This is a genomic window from Nitrospinaceae bacterium (genome assembly GCA_018669005.1).
Taxonomy (GTDB): domain Bacteria; phylum UBA8248; class UBA8248; order UBA8248; family UBA8248; genus UBA8248.
On sequence record JABJAL010000097.1, the window covers coordinates 84,876 to 108,414 of the forward strand.

The following is a 23,539-nucleotide window of genomic DNA, read 5'->3' on the forward strand; positions in this document are numbered from 1 at the left end:
CTTTATTTTCGGGCAGTGCCCGGCGCCTTCGGCATGTGCATGGGTGCGCTGGCGAGTGCGTACCGTACCTCGCCGATGTGATAGTTGTGGCAAGTGAGGCATTTATCCGAAGCCCCGTTCTTCGTGTGACACGAGGCGCACACGGCCTTCTCGACGGGCTGGAAGTTACTCGCAAAAGCACTGGGATTAAAGTCCTTGAAACCTTCGAGGTACTTCGCCTCAGGGTCGAGCCTGTGACAAGAGAGACAACCTTTCTCATCGAGAAGACTAAAATGCGGGGAATGGCGGTAGCGGGTAAAACTCCTGACATTCGATGCCGGACCCTTCGCCCGCCAGTTAATTCTCAAGGCCTTTTCCCCCGCTTTGTCGATGCTATGGCACTTGACGCAATAGCCGGGTGATTTTTTCCCGGTAAGCGTCTTGAAAATATCCTCGCGCGCGCCGCCTCCAGCCGCACCACTGGCGGTCAAATCCATCCACCCGCGCATAAAGCGATCCTCATGGCCCGAGGGTCGGTAGTGAAGGGTAAAATCCTGCTCGTACCACCCACCCACAACACTTACTTCCTCAGGCGAGGGAAGCTCCACCTCTTCCTTTTCCTCGGGCTCTTTTTCTTCACCTTCCTTTTCTTTTTTAGGCGGTTCTCCATCCTTGTGCCGCTCAATTTCGCCAACGAGATTCGGGAACCAAGTGGCCATCACTCCCCGCATCACCCCAACGGGAAGCTGCGCGCTCAGGCGAGATAGCTCGGCAGCGCCAAGCGGGCGAGCCAACGATTTTTCAAGCCTTGCTTTGAGCGCCTTCTGGCCCTCGGCGGCAACTTCGTAAACAAGCCTCTTAACTGCCCAGGCGAGTTGACCTGCCGCCACCCTCAAACTTTTGTCAGCTTTTTCAAGGTCGAGAAGGTCCGCATCATCAAGCGCCGCCTCGGCTTTTTTGAATTCAGGATCCGCCAAGAGCAAAAGCTTGAGAAATGGCGTCAACCCTTCTCCTTCGGCGTCCCGAGGCCAATACCCCACATCGACCCCGGCCTTCTTTAGCCCTTCGGCATCGAGCCCTGGCAGGGTGATGAATGGAATTCCCTTGGCGCCAGCGCTGCCTTGGCCGAGAAGCTGGCCCTCATGACATGCAGCGCAGGTCCTCTCGAACTGTCTGGTTTTCATATACGTGCCAGACGGATCGGGAAGATGGCAGCTCTTACAACTCTTGGGTGCGCTGTCCTTGGCATCGCCACGAAAATGTTTATTAAGATGAGAGGCATGGTCGAACACCAGCCTTGTTCGTCGATTATAGGGAAAGCTCTTAAACTCGGGATGATCGGCACCCAGGCTCGTAAAACGAGTAGCGTGGCAAGACTGGCAGCGCCGGGCATTCATGTCGGTCAAATCCGCGCTCCTACCTTGATGTTCCTGGTGGCAGGTAGCACAGGCGACGGTGCTGTTCGGCCCTTGTTCTCCTCTTAGACCGAGCGAATCGGCCAGGAACATATTGATCAAATCCGGCTCAGCTTTGCCTTTTTGAACAATGCGCTTGTTGATCACGGCAAGCGATTGAGGAGAAAGGCCGTGCGGGGAGCCACTATTTTCACCAAGAATATGGCATGAAATGCACAGCCGACTATCCTTAGCGCCTGAATGCGATTTGAACGCGGCGGCAAGCCACCCCGCCGGGCCGCCCTCGAAAGTGGAATGGCAATTCCCGCAGGATGAAACCGCTGTCTGATGCTGAGAGGTCAGGGTGCCGGGCGAAATAAATTCGGGGCCGACAGGCCCGGCGATGAATAGCAGCATGAGCCCCAGCACCAGGAGCGCCGCCCACCGGGAAACCGCGCCGCGCCGCGCCCGAATGCTTTTTACAGGCTGGCAGGGTGGCACCGGATTACAGCAACTACCGTCGGGCATTGGACCCATGGCGCACCTGCCACCGAACTCTTTTGCCCGCGCACAGGACCAGCGGTCCCCTTTTTTAATGGGTGTGCATTCGTACCGAGCAATACACAGCCCCCCACCGTCCGGGCCGACAGGACAGGCCTTTCCTTCGGCAGCCCAGCCACAAACCCATTTCTGATTGGGCCGGTCATATTTTGACCGATCAAATTTAAAATCCTGAAACCTAAAAATCATGAGGCACCAACCGAAAATGCATAAACAACGGCCACGTGCACGACCATCAAAATTAAAAGGCACCAAGTCAGGGGGATATGACAGAAAAGCCAGCGCTTCAACATTCCCTGAAGGGCATATTGGTAATCCAACTGATGTTTAATTCGAATGAGCTCGGTCAGTTCGACGAGGATCTCCTGCTCTCCCTCACTCAGATATCTGCGAAGGACAAGCACATCATTCAAGAGTGCATTGAGGGGTCGGCTCGACTCCATATTATGCAACCAAAAATTTCTCGGTCCTGCAAAGTAGACATGAAGTCTGTTGGCATAGAAATCCGCGATGCTCGTGGACTTTGATTCTTCCCCAGAGCGAACCACGAGCGCTTCAACCTCCTCACGAACCTGGAGATAGAAAATTGGGAGGCGCTCGTAGATCAACTCTTCCCCGAATTTCCTGTGTGACCTCTCACCCTCTACCACGTCTTCCCGATCATGCCGGGTGATACGCGGCGGATAGCCCCTCGAAATCCAGAACCCCAAAACACCGCTCAGCATCACCGCTAGGTACAACATCGCCAGCAGAGATTCGACAACACCATTCGGAACGCGGAATTCAACATGAATCAAAAACAGAAAAACCGTGAACCACCCAACATACACATGAAATTGGAGCCAGGCGGCAGAAGAGCCAAGCGGAATGAAGGGCAACTTCTTACGAACGTTATAAGCCGCTAGGAACATAATCGCGGCCAAAAGCATCCACCCGCTCAGATACTGGGAACGAGACAAGGTAACGGAGTAGGCCTGATAAACAAACAACATGATGACCGAGGCAAACAGAAGCACAGAAAGACCGAAAAGGCGCCGAGTCGAGAAAGAGATCATCTGTTGATCCACTCTATGAGCGAGTCTGTTTCGCGCATGTCCACTCTCTTGAGAGCATCGTGCGGGCAGGCTCGCTCACAGGCAGGGCCGCCAAGCTGATCAACACATAGATCACACTTCGTAGCCTTCTCGACGGGAACGTTCGTGCTCTGGGCCAAGATCAGATCCCCTCGTCCATCTCGAATGGAAACCATACGAATATTGTCGTAAGGACAACTGTTCGCACATGTAGCACAGCCAATACACGTCACGTCGTTGATAACCACTTGTCCCTTATGGGATTCGCGATGAATGGCGCCAGTTGGGCAACCGATCATGCAGACCGGATCGACGCAGTGCATGCAGGCGTTCGCGACGATGTAGTTTTGAAATCGTTTTCCATGGCGAACAAAGCGAGCATTGTTGTCGTGGGCACTCGAGCAGGCACGTACACAATCATCACAGCGCGTGCAACGATCAGTGTCTATAATCATCGCCGCCGTGCCGTTTATGTAGCGATTGTCCACCAAAAATTCCATGATACCGGTGGCTATCTCCTGGCCCGAGCGCTCCTCCTTCCAGGCAGATTGTGCAAATCCACGGGGGACTATTCTCGATGGAACCATATGCTCAGGATAATGAGGAAGGACATACTTTTCGATTATTGAGGTCGGCACCCGGAGGATATCAATATAGCCTAGGGCGCGAAGGCTGCTCTGCAGGTTGACCTTCTCCTCGAACCGGTAGTTATGGGAAATCTCGCCAAACCCAAACACCCCACCCCGCCCAAGATAGCCAATTGTCCGCTGGCCAAAATCCACCCTTTCGGTGACATGGGCAAACCCGGCGCGGATCATGATCAGACCGTCGGCATAATTTCCCTCCTCAGCGATGAGGGGCTCCATAGCATAACGATCAGTCGCCGACTGGTTCGCTATTTTCTTATAGCTCGCGTGCCAGTCAAACTCTCCGTAGGTCTCAAACAAGGTATGCTCGGCGACGATATCGATTTCCTCCTCGCTCAGATTACTGAACGCAGGCGTCGCCATGAGATGAACCATGAGGCTCCTTTCGCGGTAGAGTCGGTCAACATAATTTCGGATATCCTCCGCCCTTCGGCGAATATCGCGAAGCCCCTGCCAGCGAATTTCAAGCAGAATGCAATCGCCTTGGGCGATAACTGTGGCCGTCCGGGGTGTTCTACCCAGTGCGGCAATTTCGCCGAACATGGTCCCCTCCTCAAGAACAACCGTTTGATGCCTATCAAGGAGGGAGGGCACGTCCTGAAGAAAGACCCGGGCCTTCGTCCCCTCACCCTCAATATTGGCGCCCAGGGATTTTCCGTACTTTGATATGTCGCGAAATTCCGCCAGAGGAGAATTAGACCAAAGCTGCCTCAAGGAGCGGAGAAATCCTTTTTGATCGGATTTCTGACGGCCAAGGGTTTCGGTCCCCAGTTCGTCGAGAAAAACACTAACCGAGCCTTCCATGATCAAGAAGGCAGAATTTCCATAGTCCCCCTCGCGCACCACAATTTCCCCGTCCGTGTAGTGCATCACGCGGGTATCGTTCAGGATAATATCGTGGAGAGAAGTCTTCGGCGGAAACTTGGATGGATCGATCTCATCGAAAGGTGCTTTAGTCAACACCCAATCCACATCCGTAGCCGACATGTCGAGACCGAATGGCTCGTCCCAACGTTGCGGCCTCTCGATGGCTAAGGGTGTATCTGGCATCAGTCAGCGCTTTCCAATTCAGTCATGCCCATGGTTATTTCGATGCCGTTCCTTGATATTTCTTGGGAATCATCGAATCCAGGGCAGCCCAATTGCCACCGTCATAGCTGGCTGCCAACTTTTGCGCCGACTTAGAAATCTTGTCGGCCGCCGCCAGAAGCGCCGCCTCGTTGTTGAGTTTGAGTTTAACGCTCGCCGCCACCGCGAGAATTTCTTTCACCTCGGGTGTGGAAACCGCCCCGGCCACCTTTTTAAAGGTGTCCATGGCCGCCTTAGCGCGACGAGCCATCTTCACCGCATAGGTATTCTTCTTGGTCGCCTTGGCCACGCCCCGGAGGTTGTATTCAAGTTCCACCGCCTTGCCGACCATGAAAAGTACGCGCTTGCGTTTAGGGGAGGCCTCGACATTGCTTTTTTCCTGCGAGGCGACAAAGTTGTGGCGAACCTCGCCCTGCGACCAGGAGACGAGTTCGAACTTGCTGCCAGGGGTGTGGCCGCCAACATTGACGAGTTTCTCAAAAGGCACCGTATGGCACTGGAAGCAATTCGCAGCCAGGTTGTAGATATTCATGGGCCGAATCATCCCCGCCGCATCCAGTTTGGCAATACGCGCCTTGCGGTGCTCAGCCTTTTCAGTTTTGCTCGTCGCATCCTTGCCGCCGAAGTCCTGATGGACATCAATCCAATTCTTAGCAGGCGCGTGGCACGATTCACACGAAACACCGGCAATGGGCTTGGCCCTCTTTCCTTTCATAATTGATGTGAAGTGACAGTCCATGCACAGGCTCTCGCGCTTAATCCGCTTAATACCCATTTTCTTTGCGATTGCTCTGGCTTCCTTGCGACGGGTCAACTTTCGGTAGCCCGCGAAATGTTTTGTCTTTCGCCATGACTCAACCGCCGCCTTGTGGCACTCACCACAATTCTCAGGGCCTGCGACCAGTTTGGGATCAGGTGCGGCCTCGGCTCCACCAGCCGAAACAAAAACCATCCCCATGACAAAAACGACAGAGAGTAAAATCCATCCACTCCTCGCAAAAACCTTAATTTTCGAATTCATTAGACGACCCTTCCAGCTTTAAAATCCAGCGTTAACTATCAACGTTAAAAGAAAGTTTCGAGCAATTCACTAGTCAGTCAAAAAAAACTCAAGGCAGCACGTAATTCGTAGAATCGCCGCCGCTTCACTCAAGCATCAAGCGTCAAATTACTCTTGGGCGCCGCAATACAGGCCAGACAGGAGCCCGCCTCGGGCGGGGAGCCGGGTTCCTGAATGTATGCCACCTCTCCCGATTTGACCGCCGTAACACATGTTCCACAATTTCCCGCCCGGCAGCCCGAATCAATGTGGACGCCATTGTTCAGCGCGAAATCGAGAAGCGACCCGACATCGGGATCCCACAGCATGGTTTTGCCGCTTTTCGCAAATATCACCGATAGCTGGGGTGCGGGTTTTTTTGCTTCTTCCTTGGATACGACCAGCGGCTTTTTCACGCTTGCGGGCCCAAATGCCTCGAAATGGACACTCGAATCAGGTACACCCCAGGCCTTGAGCCCCTCAGTAAGCGATTGCATCATCGGTGGCGGCCCGCAAATGTAGAAATCAAAATTATTCGATGGCAAAACGCGCTTAAACAACTCGACGCCAACCCGCTCGCCATGCTGATAATCCTTGCTCTCAACATCCTTTTCGGTCGGATCCGAGTAGCAAACATGGAGTCGGATATTTTCATGCTCAATGGCAAGTGCTTCGAGATGCTCCTTAAAAACATGATCATCTTGATTGCGCACCCCGAGGAAGAACCATACTTCCCGCTTCAAGCCCGATTCTGCTATGGCGTTCACCATGCTGAGCATGGGGGTGATACCTATACCACCCCCAACGAGAACCACCGGATTGGCGCCGGTAGTATTCAAGAAAAAACCACCCGCAGGTGCTTTGACATCAAGAATATCGCCTTCAATGAGTTCCTCGTGGAAAAAGCTGGAAGCGATTCCCGGCGGCACCTCCGGTTTATCTCTAGGCGGCGGGACCTTCTTGATGGAAACCCTATAATAATCTGTGTGACCAGGGCTGTCGGAGAGTGAATAACAGCGGACAACTTCTTTTTCGGAGTCGCGGGCCTTCCCCTTGAAATGAAGATTAAAAGTTACGAACTGTCCAGGCTTGAATGAGGGGAGTGGTTTACCGTCGTGTGGAGTCAGGTAGAACGAGCAAACACCGCCACCCTCGGCCACCTTGCGGTGAACGCTGAATTTGCGGTAACCGGGCCAAGAGTGCTCCGTAGATTCGACTTCCCTGTAAATTCCCTTGGCAAGGTCCACCTTACTCATCAAAAGCTCAAGAGCAAGATTTTGCTGTGCGCTCGTTTGGGCGTAGCGGCGTATCGATGATATCGCAAGAAGCACAGCCTGCACCGCAATAGCAGCCACGATAACCGCTCCAGCAGTCTGATAGATTCCCGAAATCATTCGCTCATCCCCTCCGGATTCACTTTTCGCCACTCCCTAAACATCTGAGCAGCCTGCCACTGCAATTTCCTTTGATAGTGTGCTTTCATGAAAGGGTCGGTAGTTTTTTTTTAAAACTGGTACAGAATTTCTGTTCTCAAGCCCACGCCATTATCACGCTTTTCCTGGATGGAATAAAAACCATCCACCTGCCACTGGATCCTGCGTCCAAAACGCTGCTGATACTGAAAGCCAGCGGCATAGTCGCTGTTCTTGGTCCTCTCGTTGCTGGTATCCCGGCGGCCCGCCACTTCAAGGGTGAGGTTCTTGCTGTGGTGATCCCAGAACGCCTGATACCCGAGGGCAGCACCCACAACTTCCTCAGCCGCGCCACTGAGCTCAGAGAGATAGTTCCCCAGGCTCGCCGAGGCAAAGAGAATGCCGAAAGTCGCCAGGGGACCACCCACAACCGGCTCGCGGCTAACTTGCGTGTAATTGTCAATTGCCCAGAAAGGGTTGAAGTAAATGTTGTCGTCAGATCCGTGCGGGGTGATATTGAACTCACCCGAAATCAGAACACCCGTCCCAACGCCCGAGGTTTCCTTATCCTGGGCAATGGAGCCGTTCACCCGTAAGGTCGTGTGCAAAAGACCGACGGGACGCTCCGCCGACACACCATAGTGGAATGAGCCGCTGCTACCCTGGCCGCTGTCCTTAACCCAGGCGCCGTCCACATCCCACCGGACCTTGGGCGTATCTGCAGCGAGGAACAGACCCACCATCTGGGCCCTGGGGTCGGGCCGGTTTGTGTCGAGCTCGCCCCAGCCGTAAATAGCTGTGACACGAAGATTCGACACACCCGGCATGTGGAGATTATTCCGGACGATACCAACCGAATCAACGATGTCGTTTATCATGATGCCGTCTTGGAAGTTAAGCTGCTGTCGCCCGACCGAAAAACCGTAATCGAGCGGGGTCATACCCTCAGGGTCAAGATTAGAAAAAATACTTCCCAGGTCGCCTTCAAAAAACAAGGTACGGATACGAGCGTTGGTCTCGTCGCTGAATTCGTTCTCAGGGCTCCACCCGTATCGGGAGAATTCTGTAAATTTATTCCTGTCCAGTGGCCGAAGACCGACAATAAGTTTCTCGGTTCCCGACAACTGAAGGTTGGCGTAGAGATCAAAGCGATTTGCCCACTCTGTCGTTCCCGGAGCAACCCCGTTGTCGTATGACTGGACAGCAGATCGAAGCGTTCCGAAAACCCACAATCGCGGCTGAACAACCCAGCCAGTACCTAGTTCGAATCCCGGATCGAGATTCCCTTGATGTAGAAAAGGGTCGCCAAGCTCAAGAAGCAGAGGCGGCCGCTCGGGCACCCCTCCGTTGAATACATCGAAAAATTTCGTAGGCTTATCTGAAAGACGACTATTTCCAGTCGAATCACCCAGATGCAGTTTCTTGGCCTTGGCCGCTTGGGCAGCACCGGAAAATACTACCGCCAGAAAAAACGCAGCACCTGCCGCTATAGCGAGCAGGCGAGACAAGCCACGATGATAATTCCACATTATAAAAAATCCCCTCCGGTCCATCTTCATCTGAAAATTAATACCCAGGCCATGTTTTCTTGCAAAAGAGTAAACCTATTTACCAACGTTGATAGTCACATTTTTCTCGTAGAGAACTTCATGCCCCGAGGCTACCGCATCGGCGATTTCACGCGCGCTCATGTTGTAGTCAAACCCAACGCTCTGCACCGCAGCAATCAGGTTCACTGGCGCCGGGGCAACTTTAAGCTGAATATTGACCTGATACGGGCCTTTGCCGGTGAGCATATCCGAATCTATTTCGTATTCGGCCCATCGGTGCCCGAGGGCTTCGATGCCTTTACGATGATTGCGCTCCGTCGTGGGCTCTCCGGTCAGAATCAGGGACTGGACCGTTGGGCGCACAATCGGGAGTGACGTGACCGTGTACGGGATTGGAATCACCTGAAGACGCTCACCGCCTCGCACGTTTATGTGAACAAATTTCGACTGCAGGTTGAAAAGCTGCTTATCCAACGGCAGGTCGCCGTTGTGCACATAGGCAGACTCTTGATCGCGAAGATCACCGTTGGGGTCCGGATCGCCTGAGCGGAAGATGACCTTGCCGCTCTGATCCTTGACCGTGACGTGCAGCCAGACCAGGCGCTCGCCAGAGAAGCCGGTGGGCGTGTTATGCCCGTCCGTTTTGTTCTTCACCTTCACCTTAAAGCTGATGCCGCTTTTGTCCGACTGAGTGACCTTGATGTCCTCGAGACCGTAGCCATTTCGATAAACCTCAAGACGCTTTGAGCGCGCCCATTTAAGTTTTTTAAATTGCTCGTCCAAGATTTCGCGTGCGTCAAACCTGTCGTCAACCGATTCCCAGCGCTTGGGAAATTTGTATCCCTTGGGAATATTGTCCTCGAATTTATCGCTACCCCATCCGGCCTTGTAATCGTACTTCAGCCATTCCGCCAGGGTAGCCATTTTCTGAGCTTCGATGTTGTGCGGAAAAATCCCCGGGTGAATGGCCGAATAGTCGGGGCCAGCGAAAAAATGATTGGTAATTTTTCTCTTTACAGTCGGCACGCCACCTACAACTGCGGCCGGGCCCTGCTCATAGCCTGAGGGGATACCCTGCACCTTTCCCATGTGGCAGTCCTGACAGGTGACACCCCGGGCGGCGGCTGGCGAGGTACGGTACTCGCTGTAGGCCTCCTCAAGCCGGAAGCCGTTGAACAGCGTAACGTCGTGGCATGTCCCACAAAACGCAGGTGACGAAATTGTCTTAAACTGCTTAGCCTCGACATGAATTTTACGGCCAGGTTTGTCCGCTTCGGTGACGACTCGGTACTTGTCCGTATTTTTCAAGACACGCTTGAGTTCCTTGTCACCCGAGGGACCGTATACGGGCTGAAGCAAATCGCCTTCCACCAGCGCGAGTCGACCACTCACCTTGCCAAAGGGCAAATTAATTCGATGGCAAACCACACACGTTATCCCCTCGCGAGAAGTGGGATGGCGTTTAAGATTCGATATCGAAGGCGATTCGTTGAGGTTTGCACCAACCTGGCTGTGGCAGCGCAGACAAAAATCTCCCATGCTCCCGCTCGTCCGGGCGTTCAGGAAATTATTGATCGCCATGTAAAGGGGGCTAAGCTGGGCGTAGGAATGCTGCGAAACCGACCACTCACGATAGTGCTTGGGATGGCACGTTCCGCATGTCGAGGCCGATGGATAGCGACTCTCGGCAAAAAGTGCTTCGTGCGCCGCCTTGGCCGTATCTTCAATCTTTTCATTTTTTTTCTTCGGCTTCGCTTTATCTTTCTCAGGCTCGCCGGAGAGAAGGTCATCATCACCGCTCTTGCCTTTGGTTATTTGTTGGACCACTTGCTGAAACTCGTGCAGTTTCACGGCTCGGGCAGTGGGTGGCGCAGTCGTGATGCTTTTTTCTGAACTAGCTAAAGATGTAACCGAAACGGCAACAGCAATTATTCCGGCAATCAAAATCAATTTTTGGATGGTTCCGGCGACCATTACATAGACTCCCTATTCTGCGAACTCAACAGAAAATCTTCAAATTATTCTGAATCAATAAATAAACATACCATTATTATACATACCAACAATCAGGAATTGAACAATTGTTATTACAAAACGTGTTTTTGATTTCGAAATTAACTTTTTATCATCAACAATAGAATTCTCTAGCAAATTTTAGCAAAACGAAGAGCAAGAAAAGTTATGATTAGGTTTAATTTTGTAAATATACTTCTTATTCATATGATTTGTACAATCCTTGAAATAGAAACTTAAAAGGACTATACGGCTCAAAATCAAGAGACTTAAAAAAAACTTAAAAGACACAAATATCTCTTTTATGCAAATACTAACATAGCAAAAAAAATATTTTTTTTAGCCTACATTTACTTTGCTTTCTTAATAAATAACCAAATAATTATTTGAATTTGCAATGTAATTAAAAATGACAATACAGTATTATTTATCTTTGACGTGATTAACTATAAAGTGGATTTTATCGATGAACCCGCCCAACCAAACCATCAATACCGAATCAAAACCTGAGCCGGGGGACGATACCCTGGAGCCGAGCACAAATTTTGCTTCCCTCGCTGCCACCGCACAAAAAATCCTGGTTGAAGAGGATATATCTTTGGTCCTCCAATCTATATGCCAAGAAGCTTGCAGTGTTCTTGGCGCGAACCACGCGATGATCGCCAAGAATCGTGTGGAAGGCAACAAAAAAAGAGAAATACTATCCGACTACAACATGCTTCCCGAACACCTCGAAAGGCTTCAAGCTTCAGAAACAAATCCGCTTTACGAAACGGCACTTCTTGAAAAGAAGATCAAAATATTTTCCGATCTTTCTAAGGTTACCAGAGCGTTCCGTCCCGAGGACATTCGCAGAATGGGCCTTCATACCTTCTGCGCCATTCCGCTCATAATAAGGAACGAGGCTTTCGGCACGCTCGTCCTTTATCACACCTCCCCCCGAGATTACACAGAGCAGGAAACCAACTTGGCCGAGGCATTCGGAGACCTCGCCTCGATAGCCATCGAGAAGGCGCAGTTGGTTGACTCGCTCCAAACCCGCGTCTCTGGCCAAGAAAGTCTCGAACATGCCGTGCGGCACATGACTTCCGGTCAAAGCGTGGACGAAATTGCACAGATGGTCCTGGCCGAGAGCGAGCGGATCATGGCAACCGAGCGCTGTACAGTCATATTGTTTGAACCCAGGGAAGAGAATCCCAAACTCTTCGTGAGCCGAGGCGTTTCAGACGAATTCAGAAAAATCTTAAGTGAAGTTAAATTCGGTAGATCTCTTTCTCCTAATTTACTGGTCTACCGCTACATTCAGAATCCGGAAATGACCACACCTACAATTACGCCCGACGTAGTCACCTCCGCCGATCTAAGCGAGAATACGAAAAAATTTCAGCTGGACCATGGACATAGAGCCCTGGCCGCGTTTCCGCTTATAAGCGATGGAAAAACCACAGGTCTGCTCTTTTACTATTGGGCAACACCACAAAAAATTGATGAGCAACGCATTTCTATGGGCCAAGCCTTTGCCGATCATGTGGCTATCGCTATCGACAAGGCACGCCACTCACAGGAGAACCAAGAGAGAGCGCTTCGCTTTGAGATCTTGGATCAACTAACCAAGGCGATAAGTTCCAACCTTGAGCCAGAAGAGTTATTCCGGACAATTGCACGGGAAATCCGACGGGTGGTTGATTGTGACAGTCTCAGAATCGCAAGGTTCAACGATGAAGGTATGGGATTTTATAATTATCACGAAGAGGGCAACTCTCCCTCATCCTTCTCGGTAGATACCAACTCACCAAAAGGATTACTCGCTAAGGAGGTTTTCCGTACAAAAAAGTTAATCAATGTACCCGACACTTCTGATGGGTGGGGCCAAGCGATCCTATTCAAGAGGGGTTACCGGAGCGCGCTTGTTGTTCCCATATTCCGGGGAGATGACTGCATCGCCTTCATCCGCCTAGCCAGCCGGAAAGCGGCGGCATTCGGCCGCGACACAGAAGAGCTACTCACCTCCCTCTCCGGCCACCTCAACACAGCGATCCAAAATGCCGAGCTTTTCAAAGCGGCAGGTGATCGCACCAAGCACCTTGAAATTGTCGGAAATATCGCCCGAGTTGTGGGCTCCAAACTCGAACTTGAAGAACTCTTTGAGACCATCATCCAAGAAATAAAACCTTACATTCCCTTCAAAAGATGTGTCTTCCCGTCATTGATAGGATGGCACAACTCTTTTCGGGCAGAATGGAATGATGACACCAACATGAGGACTTCCGCCTTAAAAGGGCGGGAGGGTTTTGACGAATGGATACTCAGCGAAGTGTACCAGAAGAAACAGGCAAGGATTATACCCGACCTTTTGGAATTCGGTGCCGAGTGGGCCTCGAAACGAGCGAAAGAAGGATTTAGAAGCATCATGTTCGTTCCCATCCTGCTCGAAGGTCGTTCCATAGCCCATATCGGCGTATCAGACGAGGGGGTAGGCGTTTACACAGCTGAGCACGAATCCCTCCTCACCGCCATCGCTGGGTACCTGAGCTACGCCATCCGGAACGCCGATCTTTATCAGGCACTTGAAGAGCGAGCCCAGCGTCTATCCGCATTGAACGTTCTCGGCCAGAAGATTTCCGAAAACCTGGACTTGCAAGAAGTTCTTGACAGCATCGCAAAGGCCACCGCAGATCTTCTCAAAGGAGATGCCACCCGAATTTTCCTTCTCGATGAGGAAACGAATACCATTCATCTTCGAGCCTTCCATGGCTATGAATCGGGCATTGTCAGTATGAAAAACGTCTTTCGGCCCGGAGAAGGATTTATCGGAAAAATGGTACTTTCGAATGAAACGATAATTGTTGATAATATCCAGAGTAATCCAACCTGGATTAACACTGAATGGGCAAGAAAGGCAGGGCTCAATTCTGCTGCCGGCTACCCGCTTCGAAAAGGAAATATCGTCATCGGCGGTATCACCTGCTTATCCAGAAAATCCGATGCCTATTCACAAGATGACTTAGATCTCCTCGGCGCACTGGCCGCCCACGCAGTAAACGCCATAGAAAATGCCAGGCTGCACGAGGAGGCGAACCGCAGTCGCGAATTCTTTCAAAGCGTCGTAGATGACAACACCGACGCAATCATGGTCGTTGACCTCGAACAGAAAATAATTCACTGGAACTCGGGTGCGGAAAAACTCTACGGATACACCGAAGAGGAAGTATTGGGACAGAACATCGATACTATCTTCGTTGAAAACGACTTCATGAAATACAGAAACACCGATATTCAAGAAGGAAAAGCAATCGATTTTGAGACCCTTCGGCAGAGAAAAGACGGCTCGCAAGTTCCGGTGAACATCACACTATCTCCGGTTAAAAACGAAGATGATGAATTCATTGCAAACGCGACCATACACAAAGACCTAACCGAGAAAAAAGAAGCCGAAAGGCTCCGAGAAACTCACGTACAGCGTCTCGACACCCTGACATCTTTGACCCAAAGAATCAGCGCCAGCATGGACACCGACGAGGTTCTCTCATTCATCGCCAACTCGGCCGCAGAGTTGCTGGACATCCCCTTCACAAGGGTGTTCATCCTCGCGGGTGAAATGCTCGAGTTGCGCGCCGAGCGGGGCGACATGCTGGTCCCAAAAGACCGAGTGAGCTTTCTAGCCAGCCAGGGAGCCGCAGGCACGGCACTTAAAACAGGAAAGCCATGTTATATCGAAGATGTTAGAGACTCCGAGCTATGGAAAAATCCCGAAAAACAGCGAGAGGCAGACATCGGCTCCTATCTAGCCGTTCCCCTAAAATCAGGCCCCGCCGTCTTTGGAATACTCGAGTGCATGGTACACGGTGTTCGCGAATTCACCTCTGATGAGCTCAACTTGGTAGAAACTTTTGCCGCACAGGCGGCCATCGCGATAGAAAACGCCCGCCTCCACGAGGAAGGCCAGCGAAGCCTCAATTTTTTCCGAAGCGTTGTGGACGACAATGCCGACGCCATCATGGTATTAGACCTCGATCGCAAGTTCATCCACTGGAACGCAGGCGCCGAGAAACTTTACGGCTACACAGAGTCGGAAATCATCGGGAAACCAATCGACACGATTCTTCCTGAATCGCAAAAAGGCCTGAACCTGACTCCGAAAATTACCCGTGATCGAAAATCTATCCACTTCGAGGCCGAAAGGCTGAGAAAAGATGGCTCCTTTGTCCCGGTGAGCATTTCCATCTCTCCGGTCATCAACGAGGAAGGTGAACTCATTGCCACCTCCACCATTCAAAAAGACCTGACGGAGACAAAAAGGGCTGGCGAGGCCCTTCGTGAAAGTGAGGAGCGCTACCGCAGCCTTATCGATTTCGCTGCGGATGCCATTTATGTTCACGACACTGACGGCAGATTCATCGACATGAACCATCACGCATGCGAATGCCTGGGCTACACAAGGAGCGAGCTTCTGAATTTGTCTGTGAGGGATATATCCCCCACATTCAACCGGGAGCGTTTTAATCGCCAATGGAAAAATTTGAAAGAGGGAGGGCATCTCACCCTTGAAAGCACACACAAAAGAAAAGACGGGACTATTTTCCCTATCGAGTTACATACGGGGAAAGTAGAATTGAACGGACAGCAGCTAGTAATCTCCCTCGTCCGCGACATCACCGAGCGACAGGAGGCCGAGGAGGCATTGCGCCAGAGCGAGGCAGGCCTTGCCAACGCCCAGCGGATTGCCCGCATTGGTAGTTGGGAATGGAACATCCAGATGGGGGAGTCGAGTTGGTCCGATGAGTTATACCGTATCTTCGGCATTTCCCCGGAGGATAAAACTCCACCCCATAAACTTTATTATCGGCACGTCCATCCCGACGATAAGGAATTCATTCATAATGCGGAGGAGGAAACTATCCGCAACAAAGAGCCGTATCGGCTTGATGCCCGAATCGTCCGCCCGGATGGCAGCGTACGCAACATTCACGAGGAAGCTGAAATCATAAAGGATGAAACAGGCAAACCCTTGAAATTAGTTGGGACCACACAAGACATTACCGAGCGCAAAAGGGTCGAGGAAGCGTTGCGCCAGAGCGAGGACCGCATCAGAAGAATTTACGGGGCTGCGAGCGACGCCATCTTTGTTCTGGACATTCACAATGAATGCATCGTCGAGACCAATCCAAAGGCTGCTGTGCTTCTGGGTTATAGCGAGAAAGAGATGTACGGACTCCCGATCAGCAAAATCCATCCCAACGAAATGTCGAATATGAGGGAGATTTTCAGAACTCTTGAAACTGAGAACGAGTCTCTTTCTAGCGAGCTTTTTTGCACAACAAGGGATAACAAAAAAATACCGGTCGAAGTCTCTTTTTCCTTGTTCCAGATTGAAGATCGAGATTATGTCATGGCAATTGCCCGTGACATCCGTGAGCGCAAGGAGGCCGAATCGAAACTACTGCTAGCCATGGCCGAGGCCGAAGCAGCAAGCCAAGCTAAAAGCGATTTTCTCTCCAACATGAGCCACGAGCTACGCTCCCCCCTCAACTCAATCGTTGGATTTAGCGATCTTTTGATCCGAGATAGCGGCGATGAGATGACACAAATGCTAGCACCCAAGATAAAAGATTCGGGGCATTATTTGACTAGTCTGATCGAGGATATCCTCGACTTCGACCGAATAGAATCTGGCAACGTGAAGCTCGAAATGGAAACCACCCCGATCAATGAACTTGTGACAAAGTTGGTGGAAACCCAGACGCCTCAACTCACCGAAGGCCATTCCATGGAACTCCACCTCGACCCTTCGTGCGGAACCGTTCTTTGCGATCCGACAAGAATCAACCAGGTAATCATCAACCTACTCGACAACGCAGTAAAATATTCTCCCAACGGAGGAACAATTCACGTACGTACTCTTTACAAGGGGGGAGAAATCTGGGTGAGCGTGGATGACAATGGGCTGGGCATCGCGCCACATGAAATAGATTCCATCTTCGAGCGCTTTCACCAACTCGAAAGTGGCTACCAGAGAAGATCTGGGGGGCTCGGTATAGGTTTGAGCCTCATCCGCCAGCTGGTCCAGCTCCACAACGGGCGTATCTGGGTAGAAAGCGAAATAGACAAGGGGAGCATATTCACCTTCGCATTGCCAAAACCGAAGGAGAGTTCTCCAGGCACTAATAAATCAGCATTGTCGGAGAAACACCTTCCCGCCAACTCTGATCCCTGGGAGCACAAATCTATTCTTATCGTGGACGATGTCGAGCACTACCATGTCTATATCAAGCTACTCATGTCGGGTGCGAGTGAAATTATCTCGGCCAACAACGGCAAGGAAGCGATAGCAGCCGTGAAACGCTCGCACCCCGATCTCATTCTAATGGACTTGAGAATGCCGTTCATGAACGGCTTCGAGGCCATCAAAAAAATTAAATCCAACCCGGCCACACAGAACATTCCCATTATCGCCGTATCCGCCCAAGTGACGGACGAGGATAAAGATAGGGCCATCCAGGTAGGGGCAAACGGTTTTATATCAAAACCCATCGACATCGACTCCCTGAAAAAAGAAATCAACTGGATATTTTCCACAGCCAAATAAACCCCACCTTCCAGGTCGACCCCTTGCTCAATTAATGCCTCCCCAACTCTATTCAGGTCAGATCCGACCCCGTTTTCAAAAAAAGATATTTTCAGAGAAGTTAAAACAATTCCCCGAATGCCTACTAACTCCAAAATGGTCCTTCACGTCTGATCTTTGTGGGACAAAGGTTTTTAGCAGGAAAAATCAGAGAAAATGCCCTATAGTTAGTACACCTCTAAAATTCCTATCGTGAGCCCTGACACTGCGGAGGCGAGAATGAAAGCGATACAAGTTCACAAGTATGGCCTTAACAATCCCATGCGGGTGGATGAAGTTGAAGACCCAACGCCCGCACCAGGCGAACTTCTTGTCAGAGCGGAGGCGGCTGGCGTGAATCCAGTCGATGTTATCATCCGACTCGGCGGCAGAGGCGATGAGACGCAACTTCCCTACATTCCAGGGCACAACACTTCGGGCGAAGTAGCCGCCATCGGCAAGGGCGTCACCGGGTTCAAGATTGGCCAGCGCATTTACGGCCTGGCGTTTAAAAGTTATGCCGAGCTCGTCCGGATTGACGCAGAGATGGCCGCCGAGCTACCCGATGCCTATAGTTTCGATGAGGGAGCTGGAATCACATCGCCGTTTTTCACAGCCTGGAATGCCCTGGTTTTCAAGGCTGAAGTCGGGCCAGGCGAGACCATCCTTGTTCACGGCGGCGCCGGTGGTGTCGGCATGGCGGCGATACAGCTAGCTAAACGCTTCGGATGCCGCGTGCTGACAACGGTAAGCTCAGACGAGAAAGAGGCGTTTTGCCGCTCAATGGGCGCAGATGAAACGATCAACTACCGGGAAGAAGATTTTGCCGAGCGTTGCAAGACGCTTACCGGCGGGCGAGGTGTCGACGCCATCATAGACGTTGCCGGTGTGGATAATTTTGACAAAGATATGGATGCCATCCGTGTGAGGGGCCGCATCGTCGTAGTCGGCATTGGCATTGGAAAAGAGCCCCGAGCGAGCTTCCGAATTCCGGCGCTCATGGGGAAGGACGCCTGCGTCCACGGCATGGTATTTGCGAATTTATTTTCCAGAGTGCCGGAGCTGATACGCCATTTCACACCGCTACTCCGCGAGGGCATGTTCAAGATCAACATCGACCAAAAGTTTTCATTGGAAGAGGCAAACCAGGCGCACGAGAGAGTTCAGAGCGGAAAAGTCCTTGGAAAAGTGATTTTGTCTATTTAAATGCCGCCTCCTATCTTGCGGAGGGGCAGACCTAAAACTGAAAAAGAGGGAGATTCGACATGTCCAAAGGTTTCATGAGCGTAGACTGGGAAGAGAGAATCGATTTTCCTCGCATGAAACGCGAGCGCCTTCAAAAAGCAAAGGACGCCCTCGCCGAGTCCAATGTCGATGCGCTCTTCGTGTTTGCCACCGAGGATTCACGCTATCTGACCAGCGCAAGATCCCATCTTGGCCCAACATATTCAAACAAGCTCACCACCGTCCTGGCCGAGGGAAAAGAGCCGATCCTGTTCACCATGGACGATGAATATTGCCGTGAATCGATGACCTGGATGGCCCCCGAGCAGATCCAGGAGCGTGCCATTCTAAACGAGCCTGAAGGAGTGAAGAAATGGGCAGACCTTTTAGCTGGCCTCATCGGCAGCCTTGATAATAAAACCGTAGGCATCGATGTATGGGATCCGCTTATGGAGGAATGCCTAAAAGAAGCGTTCCCGAAAACCCGCTTCGTCAACGGCTATCCGGTGCTGAGTAAAGCAAAGATTACCAAGACCCCAGACGAGATCGCCTGCCTAAAAGCCGCTACAGTCATGACCGAGGCCGCGATGGACGCAGCGCAAGATTTTCTTCGCCCCGGCGTAAAGGAATGCGAAGTGCTTTCGGTCGCCTGGCAGACAATGACCGCCATGGGGAGCGAATGGACCCAATGCGCCAATATCGTTTGCTCGGGCCCGTACACAGCCCCCTACCGCCGCTTTACCTCGGATCGCTACATCAGAAAGGGCGACCCGGTGATTATCGACATCGGGGCCTGCTACAATGGCTATTGGGGCGACTTCACACGCACTGTTATCTGCGGCGACATTAAACCGACAAGCGAGCAAATCGAATGGCACATGAAGAGTTACAACTCGGTATGGAACGCGTGCGCCGCCGCCAGGCCCGGCAACACAACGCTGGATGTGTACAAGGCGGCCGAGCCTTATGTGCTTAACAGCTTGGGCCACGGCTCAGGCACTAACCCTTGGGAGCCTCCCTACTTCAGCCGCACCGTCTACGACTCTCCAAAACCCCTTGAGGCGGGGATGACTTTCAACCTTGAGCCTTATGCCGGCAAGAAGGGAATCGGTGGTTTCCGACTGGAGAACAATCTCGTCGTCACCGAAAGCGACCCGGATATCTACACACCCTTCCCCTTCGATGAGAGACTTGTCACAGACGTTCATCCACTGGACACATCAACGGGCCGAACACGGTAGGAACATATTCACGTGCGCTGAACAAAAAAAAGAAACCCGGGAATAACCCCGGGTTTCTTGGGTGGATCGCAACATCGTTACGGCACTAGCCTATAGGCTCCAATGGCCGTTTTGATCGCCTCTGGCGAGGGTTTACTTCTAACAGACAGATATCCAGTGCATTTTCCGTTATCAAAGCAAGGAAATACTGTAGCTTTTACCCAGTAAATTCTTCCTAGTTTCCCACGATTTTTCACATAACCTTGCCAAAGTTTTCCCGCTTTTATGACGTTCCATAAATCTGCAAATGCGGTTTTGGGCATATCCGGATGGCGGATAATATTATGGGGTTTCCCCATCAAAGACCCCTGCTCGTACTGGGCTAAGTCGTAAAAACACCCATTGGCGAAAGTAATGATTCCCCGTGTGTCGGTCGCCGAAATGAGAATGTCATCTTCTTTCAGTACGTATTCTTCTTCCTTTTTAGTAAATCGCTCTGGGGCATTGAAATTACTTGCCGCCACAATGGGACCCAACCTTTCCAGCGGATCAAGGGATTCCTGGAAAACACCTTGATTTTTCATCATCTCCAAAAGATATGAAAATGTCTTGCCGATGGTATTGAGCTCGGAAATATCATTTTCCATCGTACCTGAATTTTCATTCAGTGCTTGAAAATTACTCATTGATTCAAGGACTATGTTATGAAATTCTGAGGTTTGAGTGTCAATGTTAACGATCTTTTTTTGAGTTAAATCCACTTTCTCAAGAGAAGAATTCATTTTCCCCTTGGCAGATTCGATATCTTTAGACAGACCTTGTATGGCTTGGCCTATTTGAGAAAGATTGGTTTGAATCTCCTCATTTGCCGTTTTGGTCGTTTTTGAAAGTTCCTTGACCTCATTGGCAACCACAACAAAGCCCCTGCCGCTTTCCCCAGCCCTGGCCGCCTCTATCGTGGCATTTAAAGCCAAGAGGTTGGTTTGATCTGCGATTGTATTAATGGTCTTCAATAAATTGTTGATGGAGCCAAAACGTTGCTCGAGATTTAACATTTTGTTGGAAACTTCTTCCAACTGAGTCGCACTGTCTATGGACTCACGAGCGACCGTATCCATATGCGAATGAATTTCCGTGGCCTCTTTGTTAACTTCCTCGATTTTCTTTTGAATGTTGCCGAAATCATCTATGCTGTGCCTTATGGTGGTTAATTGTTTTCCTACGGACTCGCCGGTATTCTTGGCGATGAATTCCAACTCGTTTCCAGCAAGCCCAATAAGCTCGTTTCTCAGGGCCTCGTCGTTGAAATCTTGAATTCCACCTTCCTCGGATTTTTCATCGGAATCTTTCCCAAGCACCTTCTTGCGGGTTGATTCAATCATGGCCATGATTTCTTCGATGAGTTCAGGAGACACCTCCGACCCGGTCAACGTGGATTTCAGATGTTCCGCAATTGCATCGAAATGGACGTCATCCAAACCCTCCTCGACCAGAGTCGCATGAGCCCGACGCATGTCATTGCCCGACATTTCATCCGCTCCCTCAAGGGCATACGCCAGAAACGGAATTCGTTTTCCCGCCTGTCCGTTAACGCCCATGCTGTCGATGAAGCGAGAAACTCTTGAGTCGAGGAGAATTTTTTCATAAGTGATGTCCAAAATCGCCTGAACATACTCCTTGCCGCCTATCTTCTCAGTAATTGTTAGCATCTTTTGTATCTCCGTTGACTGTTCACTTTGGCGCAATAGAATCGAGCATATTGCCAAATAAGACAAAAACATCCACTAACAATATATATACATGGGCCGAAAAATTGTTATGAATGTGTAAAAAAATCGCAAAAAAAGAGAAAATCCGGGAAAGCCCCGGGTTTCCTAGTGAAATTATGGTGGACCGCCGGGGAATCGAACCCCGAACCTACGGATTAAGAGTCGACGAAGAGGAAAATGGGAAGAATGAGCAACTCTCTCTATTTGAAGAGTTTAGAAAACATATCAAATAGTTATCGAACGCCCCACCTAAACTCGGGTTGGCTGGGGTGGGACTGAATTTAACCAAGCATGTCGAAATTCAGATTCAGTCGAGTAACAGTGTCTTATACGTGCTTTATCATCCCGGACTACAGTCTACCCATTCCTACTTGATACATAACAATCAGGCGAAACAATGAATTCCCAAAACGGCTGCGAGTTTACCAATTTTATTTCGTAGAGGATGAAGTTCAATTTCCACTACTTGCAAATCACCATTCTTCCCTTGCCGTACAGATTTGAAAGATTCAGAAATATCAGATTCAAAAACATCTTCTCGGCGTGGGGCTGCTGTATAACCGTCTGGAATTATCGTGTTAATACTTTTCCCCAAGATTTCATCCTTGGTATAGCCGTACATATCTTCCGCAGCCAAATTCCAGAGCAGGACATTACCGGTATCTTTTTCAACAACAATCACAACTTCATTAACAAAATCCAAAACATCCCGAAACAGTAATTCATTAAAGGATTCTTTTTCAAGCATATTAACTCCTATTCCATTTCAGGAATTTCACGAGTACAACTGCGCCGCCCGATGCGGATGGGAGATAGCATTTTCTGAAGAGGGAAATTAAGCACTTTCGATTCAGCTGGAGCAAATTTAGAGACGGCGTTCCTGACACGGGGAGCGTCCTTTATCGTCGCGGCTGACCGGCTTGGCTTAACGGTCTGTTTCACGCCGCTCGACACAACCTCATCAAACGCCCATTCCTTGTTCAACCTTTTTGACGATTGAATTCTGAGTTCGCTCACGCTGAACGATGATTGCGCCATCGGGATTTCACTTGATGACCAACTCTCGCGATTGGGCGAGCGCTTCCTTTTCGAATTCACTTTGAAAGTTGGAGTAGCCACCGGCAGGTTAACATCCCAGCCCTTGTTCTCGGATGAACGCTTCCTTTTCGCGCTCACGGTGGCGGCTTTAGCATTGGCAGACCTACTCTTCTTGGACATGCCTGTCGTGATTTTCGACACCCAGCGGAGCAATCCCTTTTTGCTTCCGCCTCCTGAAAGCAAGAGAGCGTTGACCACAACGAGTAGCAAAATAAATTCGACCCATGGTATGGATCCTGAAGCCCAAAAATCGATTAAATCTGCAGACATCGAACCTATCTCCGAAAAACCCAAACTTCATTGGCACCCCCTTAAGTTTCTACGGGGTACAATTCAAACAAGTTCAAAATTCCTAACTTAAATCTAATCCGTTGGATTTTTCTTGTTGTCTTAGACTTGTCAAGGAAAAGTCATTTTTTGGTCATATTGACTTGAATTGGATATTTTACGGGTGTGTCAGGCAAATTCTTGAAAGTGAAAAATAGGAGCGGAACCGCCCACTTTCAAACCCGCTACCAATATCACCCTGGGCTCGGAAACCTTAGCAGTTAGGTGTTCACAACCCGATAATTGGATGGATTAGGAGAGATATCATTCAGTTAGCATAAACCCCACCTTGGCCCTAGTTGGCTGGGGTGGGGCTAATTTTGCTGGAGGATGTCGCAGTCGAGGAAAATCCCTCTCCTTCCCCAAAAAAGGAAACCCGGGAAAGTCCCGGGTTTCCTAAACATAATCTGGTGGACCGCCGGGGAATCGAACCCCGAACCTACGGATTAAGAGTCCGTTGCTCTACCTGGTTGAGCTAGCGATCCGAAACCGTTCGGAAAGGAAATCCCTTTCCAATTAAAACTCAGCTTCTCTTTCCGA

The 23,539-nt window shown here is 50.6% G+C and carries 13 protein-coding genes and 2 tRNA genes; 3 read left to right on the forward strand and 12 right to left on the reverse strand.

From position 1 onward, the window contains the following. Positions 1 to 2 precede the first annotated feature (2 nt). The 7 genes from HOJ95_15790 to HOJ95_15820 all read right to left on the reverse strand — a co-directional run bounded on the left by HOJ95_15790 (position 3) and on the right by HOJ95_15820 (position 10,718). Complete coding sequence (locus HOJ95_15790) at positions 3 to 2,123, reverse strand: hypothetical protein (GenBank protein MBT6396161.1); 2,121 nt, start codon at positions 2,121 to 2,123, stop codon at positions 3 to 5. Beyond that, on the reverse strand, positions 2,120 to 2,989 hold the full coding sequence (locus HOJ95_15795; GenBank protein ID MBT6396162.1) for a hypothetical protein: 870 nt from the start codon (positions 2,987 to 2,989) through the stop codon (positions 2,120 to 2,122). Before HOJ95_15795 ends, HOJ95_15790 begins: the two co-directional genes overlap by 4 nt. Then, positions 2,986 to 4,704, reverse strand: a complete 1,719-nt coding sequence (locus tag HOJ95_15800; GenBank protein MBT6396163.1) for a cyclic nucleotide-binding domain-containing protein — start codon at positions 4,702 to 4,704, stop codon at positions 2,986 to 2,988. Before HOJ95_15800 ends, HOJ95_15795 begins: the two co-directional genes overlap by 4 nt. Before the next feature lie 34 nt (positions 4,705 to 4,738). After that, the gene (locus HOJ95_15805; GenBank protein MBT6396164.1) at positions 4,739 to 5,764 is read right to left on the reverse strand and encodes a hypothetical protein; all 1,026 of its coding nucleotides are present in this window, start codon (positions 5,762 to 5,764) and stop codon (positions 4,739 to 4,741) included. Positions 5,765 to 5,892: 128 nt separating this feature from the next. Then, positions 5,893 to 7,176 carry a 2Fe-2S iron-sulfur cluster binding domain-containing protein gene (locus HOJ95_15810; GenBank protein MBT6396165.1) on the reverse strand — a complete coding sequence of 428 codons (1,284 nt, stop codon included), beginning with the start codon at positions 7,174 to 7,176 and terminating at the stop codon, positions 5,893 to 5,895. Between the two features lie 110 nt (positions 7,177 to 7,286). Continuing rightward, complete coding sequence (locus tag HOJ95_15815) at positions 7,287 to 8,723, reverse strand: hypothetical protein (GenBank protein ID MBT6396166.1); 1,437 nt, start codon at positions 8,721 to 8,723, stop codon at positions 7,287 to 7,289. 75 nt (positions 8,724 to 8,798) lie between these two features. Then, positions 8,799 to 10,718, reverse strand: coding sequence for a hypothetical protein (locus HOJ95_15820; GenBank protein MBT6396167.1), 1,920 nt, complete (start codon positions 10,716 to 10,718; stop codon positions 8,799 to 8,801). A gap of 505 nt (positions 10,719 to 11,223) precedes the next feature. Between HOJ95_15820 and HOJ95_15825 the strand changes: the two genes are divergently transcribed. The 3 genes from HOJ95_15825 (at position 11,224) to HOJ95_15835 (ending at position 19,826) form a co-directional block, all read left to right on the forward strand. Continuing rightward, entirely contained in the window at positions 11,224 to 17,343 is a 6,120-nt protein-coding gene (locus HOJ95_15825; protein MBT6396168.1) for a PAS domain S-box protein, read from the forward strand. A 258-nt stretch (positions 17,344 to 17,601) separates the two neighbouring features. Beyond that, the gene (locus HOJ95_15830; GenBank protein MBT6396169.1) at positions 17,602 to 18,567 is read left to right on the forward strand and encodes an NADPH:quinone reductase; all 966 of its coding nucleotides are present in this window, start codon (positions 17,602 to 17,604) and stop codon (positions 18,565 to 18,567) included. A 59-nt stretch (positions 18,568 to 18,626) separates the two neighbouring features. Then, positions 18,627 to 19,826 (forward strand): aminopeptidase P family protein, encoded by a 1,200-nt coding sequence (locus HOJ95_15835; protein MBT6396170.1) that lies wholly within the window; start codon positions 18,627 to 18,629, stop codon positions 19,824 to 19,826. 77 nt (positions 19,827 to 19,903) lie between these two features. On the opposite strand, the gene HOJ95_15840 is transcribed toward HOJ95_15835, so the two are convergent. The 5 genes from HOJ95_15840 to HOJ95_15860 form a co-directional block, all read right to left on the reverse strand. Next, the gene (locus HOJ95_15840; GenBank protein ID MBT6396171.1) at positions 19,904 to 21,514 is read right to left on the reverse strand and encodes a PAS domain-containing protein; all 1,611 of its coding nucleotides are present in this window, start codon (positions 21,512 to 21,514) and stop codon (positions 19,904 to 19,906) included. Between the two features lie 177 nt (positions 21,515 to 21,691). Then, positions 21,692 to 21,774, reverse strand: a tRNA-Lys gene (locus HOJ95_15845). Between the two features lie 185 nt (positions 21,775 to 21,959). Beyond that, positions 21,960 to 22,322, reverse strand: coding sequence for a PAS domain S-box protein (locus tag HOJ95_15850; GenBank protein MBT6396172.1), 363 nt, complete (start codon positions 22,320 to 22,322; stop codon positions 21,960 to 21,962). 8 nt (positions 22,323 to 22,330) lie between these two features. After that, positions 22,331 to 22,942: a hypothetical protein gene (locus HOJ95_15855; protein ID MBT6396173.1), complete on the reverse strand. Its 612-nt coding sequence runs from the start codon at positions 22,940 to 22,942 to the stop codon at positions 22,331 to 22,333. Between the two features lie 465 nt (positions 22,943 to 23,407). After that, positions 23,408 to 23,484 (reverse strand) — tRNA-Lys (locus tag HOJ95_15860). Positions 23,485 to 23,539: the final 55 nt, after the last annotated feature.